Raw genomic sequence first — 3,663 nt, forward strand, 5'->3', positions numbered from 1 at the left:
GTTCGGCCTCGACCCGCAGGTCGACCCGGTCGAGCAGCGGACCGGACAGCCGGGCCTGGTAACGGCGGATCGACGAGGGCGGACACTCGCACAGGGTGCCCTTCGGCGAGTAGCGGCCGCAGGGGCAGGGGTTGGCGGCGAGCACCATGAGGAATTTCGCCGGGAAGCGCACCACGCCCGAGCTGCGCGCGATGACGACGTGCCCGGCCTCCAGCGGCTGGCGCAGGGCGTCCAGGGCGTGGCTTCCGAATTCCGGTGTTTCGTCCAGGAAGAGTACGCCCCGGGGCCGTGTCCCTCGCCCACCGAGGCGTACTCTTCCTGGACGAAACACCGGAATTCGGAAGCCACGCCCTGGACGCCCTGCGCCAGCCGCTGGAGGCCGGGCACGTCGTCATCGCGCGCAGCTCGGGCGTGGTGCGCTTCCCGGCGAAATTCCTCATGGTGCTCGCCGCCAACCCCTGCCCCTGCGGCCGCTACTCGCCGAAGGGCACCCTGTGCGAGTGTCCGCCCTCGTCGATCCGCCGTTACCAGGCCCGGCTGTCCGGTCCGCTGCTCGACCGGGTCGACCTGCGGGTCGAGGCCGAACGCGTCACCCGCGCCGAACTGACCGCCGAGGGGGCCCGCGGCGAGTCCACCGCCACGGTCGCCGACCGGGTGCGCGCGGCCCGGGAACGCGCCGCGCGGCGGCTCGCCGGCACCCCGTGGCGCACCAACAGCGACGTCCCCGGCCGGGAGCTGCGCAACCGCTGGCACGCGGCCCCCGGCGCGATGGACGAGGCCGAGCGGAGCCTGGAGCGGGGAGTGCTCAGCGCGCGGGGACTGGACCGGGTGCTGCGGGTCGCGTGGACCGTCGCCGACCTGGTCGGCCGCGACCGGCCCGACGCCCGGGACGTCGCCCTCGCCCTGCAGCTGCGCACCGGCGTCCCGCGCGGGGTCCCCATGGCGATCGGGGCGCTGACGTGAGCGGCGCCGCCGAGTCCGCCGCCGGACGCGTCGGTGAACCGGCGGAAGGGCCGGTGGGGGAGCCCGGGAACGGACCGGTGGACGAGCCCGGGGACGGCGAACTCCTCGCCCGGGTCTTCCTCACGCGCGTCGTCGAACCCGGCGACGAGACCGGTGGGCGATGGGTGCGGGAGCTGGGCGCGCGTGAGGTGGTGGCGCGGCTGCGGGCAGGGGGCCGGCCGCTGCCGGGGGTGAGCGGCCGGCGCTGGGCCGGGCTGCTGGCGCGGGCCGAGCGGGCCGACCCCGGCCGGGACCTGGCCCTCGCACGGGACGTGGGGGCGCGGTTCGTGTACCCCGGGACGGCCGAGTGGCCCCGGCAGCTCGACGACCTGGGGGACGCCCGGCCCGTCGGACTGTGGGTGCGCGGCCCCGCCGACCTGCGGATGTGGGCGCTGCGCTCGGTCGCCGTCGTCGGCGCCCGGGCCTGCACCGAGTACGGCGCCCACATGGCCGCCACCCTCGCCGCCGAGCTGGCCGAGCGCGGCTGGGTCGTGGTCTCCGGCGGCGCCTACGGGATCGACGGCGCCGCTCACCGCGGAGCGCTCGGCTCCGGCGGTGCCACCGTCGCCGTCCTCGCCTGCGGCGTCGACCGGCCCTACCCGCGCGGACACACCGGGCTGATCACCAGGATCGCGGAACAAGGCCTGGTCATCGGTGAGCTGCCGCCCGGTGATCACCCGACCCGGAGCAGGTTCGTCCTCCGCAACCGGGTGATCGCCGCGCTCACCCGGGGCACCGTGGTCGTCGAGGCCGCGCACCGCAGCGGCTCCCTGGTGACCGCCAGGGTGGCCGGGCGCCTGGGGCGCCACACGATGGGAGTGCCGGGGCCGGCCACCAGCGGGCGCTCGGCCGGGGTGCACGAACTGCTCAGGCGGGACGCGGTGCTGGTCACCGACGCCGCGGAGATCGTCGAACTGGTCGGAGACATGGGAGAACTCGCCCCGGAGCGACGCGGACCGGTGCTGCCCCGGGATCTGCTGCAACCCGCCGCCCGCCAGGTCCTCGACGCGCTGCCCGCGCGGGGCACGGCCCTCGCCGACGGGATCGCGCGCGACGCGCGGACCACCCAGGACGACGCGATCGCGAGACTGTACGAACTGCGAGCACTTGGTTACGTCGAACGACACGGCGAGGGCTGGAAGTTGACACGCCAGGCGGTGATTCCGGCCGACAGCGGCTCCGAGGCTTCCTGACGGAGGGTGTTCGGCCGTCCGGGGGAACGGCCACAGCCCTTGGAAAACACGACAGTTGGAGCACCCGGGTGATCACGCAGAGCGACGCGGTTCGCCCGGTGGAGTGGTGCGCGGGATGCCCCCGCACCCGCCCCGACCTCATCCCCTCGCACACCGCGACCCCGTAGTCACGCTACGCTCACAAGCGTCCCGCCGTGGAACGCCGGCATGGAGCGGCAGGACGGGGGAGCGCCCGGCCGGCGACACCGCGGGCGACACGGACAGGCGGCACAGACAGGCACCTCGGCACCAGACAGACGGCTCACCCAGGCAGTACCAGTCCACTGCAGAACGGCACAAGGCGACGAATGCCCCAGCACACCTCCGGGTCAGACCGGGCGGCGGTCCACCCAGCCGCCCGCGACGGTGGCAGCGTGCGGCCGCCCGCTCCCTCGACGCTCGACGAGCTGTGGCGGTCGTACAAGGCGACGGGCGACGAGCGGCTGCGGGAGCAGCTGATCCTGCACTACTCGCCGTTGGTGAAGTACGTCGCGGGCCGGGTCAGCGTGGGGCTGCCGCCCAACGTCGACCAGGCGGACTTCGTCTCCTCCGGGGTGTTCGGGCTGATCGACGCGATCGAGAAGTTCGACGTCGAACGGGAGATCAAGTTCGAGACCTACGCGATCACCCGCATCAGGGGCGCGATGATCGACGAGCTGCGGGCCCTGGACTGGATTCCGCGCTCGGTGCGGCAGAAGGCGCGCAAGGTGGAACGGGCGTACGCGACGCTGGAGGCGCGGCTCAGACGGACGCCGACCGAGAGCGAGGTCGCCGGCGAGATGGGCATCGCCGTGGACGAGCTGCACGCGGTTTTCAGCCAGTTGTCGCTCGCCAACGTCGTCGCCCTGGAGGAGCTGCTGCACGCCGGGGGCGACGGCGGCGACCGGCTCAGCCTGATGGACACCCTGGAGGACACCGCCGCCGACAACCCGGTGGAGGTGGCCGAGGACCGGGAGCTGCGGCGGTTCCTGGCACGGGCGATCAACACCCTCCCGGAACGGGAGAAGACCGTGGTCACGCTGTACTACTACGAAGGGCTCACCCTGGCCGAGATCGGCCACGTGCTGGGAGTCACCGAGAGCAGGGTCAGCCAGATCCACACCAAGTCCGTGCTCCAGCTCAGGGCGAAACTGGCGAGCTTCCGGGGCTGAGCCGCCCGGCCCGGCCCGCCGCCCGGACCCGCTCCGGGCCCATGGCGGGCCCGCGCAGGCCCCGTCGGTGCGATACGGCCGTCCGGCCTGCGGTTTCGGCCTGGGACTCCCACCTCGCGCGGCGCGTCCGTAAAGTGGTGGCGTGCCAAGGATTCGAGCGGCCTCCGTGGCCGAGCACCGGTCGATGCAACGCGCCGCCCTGCTGGACGCGGCACGCTCCCTGCTGTCCGAGGGCGGGTACGGAGGCGCTGACCTTCCCCGCCCTCGGACAGCAGGGA

General features: G+C 74.0%; 3 protein-coding genes and 2 pseudogenes. 4 read left to right on the forward strand and 1 reads right to left on the reverse strand.

Annotated features, from left to right (window positions below; all coding sequences use genetic code 11):
* On the reverse strand, positions 1–331 hold a 331-nt coding region (locus AOK18_RS30730; RefSeq protein WP_420865594.1), incomplete at its 3' end, for an ATP-binding protein.
* Between AOK18_RS30730 and AOK18_RS11540 the strand changes: the two are divergent.
* From AOK18_RS11540 to AOK18_RS34175, 4 genes and pseudogenes are all read left to right on the forward strand, one after another.
* Positions 265–963, forward strand: a pseudogene (locus tag AOK18_RS11540) (ATP-binding protein); the annotation flags it as partial. The gene AOK18_RS30730 and the pseudogene AOK18_RS11540 sit on opposite strands and share 67 nt — an antisense overlap.
* Before the next feature lie 53 nt (positions 964–1,016).
* Positions 1,017–2,195 (forward strand): DNA-processing protein DprA, encoded by a 1,179-nt coding sequence (gene dprA, locus AOK18_RS11545; protein WP_079104962.1) that lies wholly within the window; start codon positions 1,017–1,019, stop codon positions 2,193–2,195.
* A 347-nt stretch (positions 2,196–2,542) separates the two neighbouring features.
* Positions 2,543–3,385 (forward strand): RNA polymerase sigma factor WhiG, encoded by an 843-nt coding sequence (gene whiG, locus AOK18_RS11550; protein ID WP_055694275.1) that lies wholly within the window; start codon positions 2,543–2,545, stop codon positions 3,383–3,385.
* A gap of 166 nt (positions 3,386–3,551) precedes the next feature.
* Positions 3,552–3,663, forward strand: a pseudogene (locus tag AOK18_RS34175) (TetR/AcrR family transcriptional regulator); the annotation flags it as partial.

This window comes from Streptomyces prasinopilosus (assembly GCF_001419695.1).
Taxonomy (GTDB): Bacteria; Actinomycetota; Actinomycetes; order Streptomycetales; family Streptomycetaceae; genus Streptomyces; species Streptomyces prasinopilosus.

What these genes read in the sequence shown, in the direction of transcription:
- whiG (WP_055694275.1), top strand. Translation starts at nt 2,543, where the DNA reads ATGCCCCAGCACACCTCCGGGTCAGACCGGGCGGCGGTCCACCCAGCC.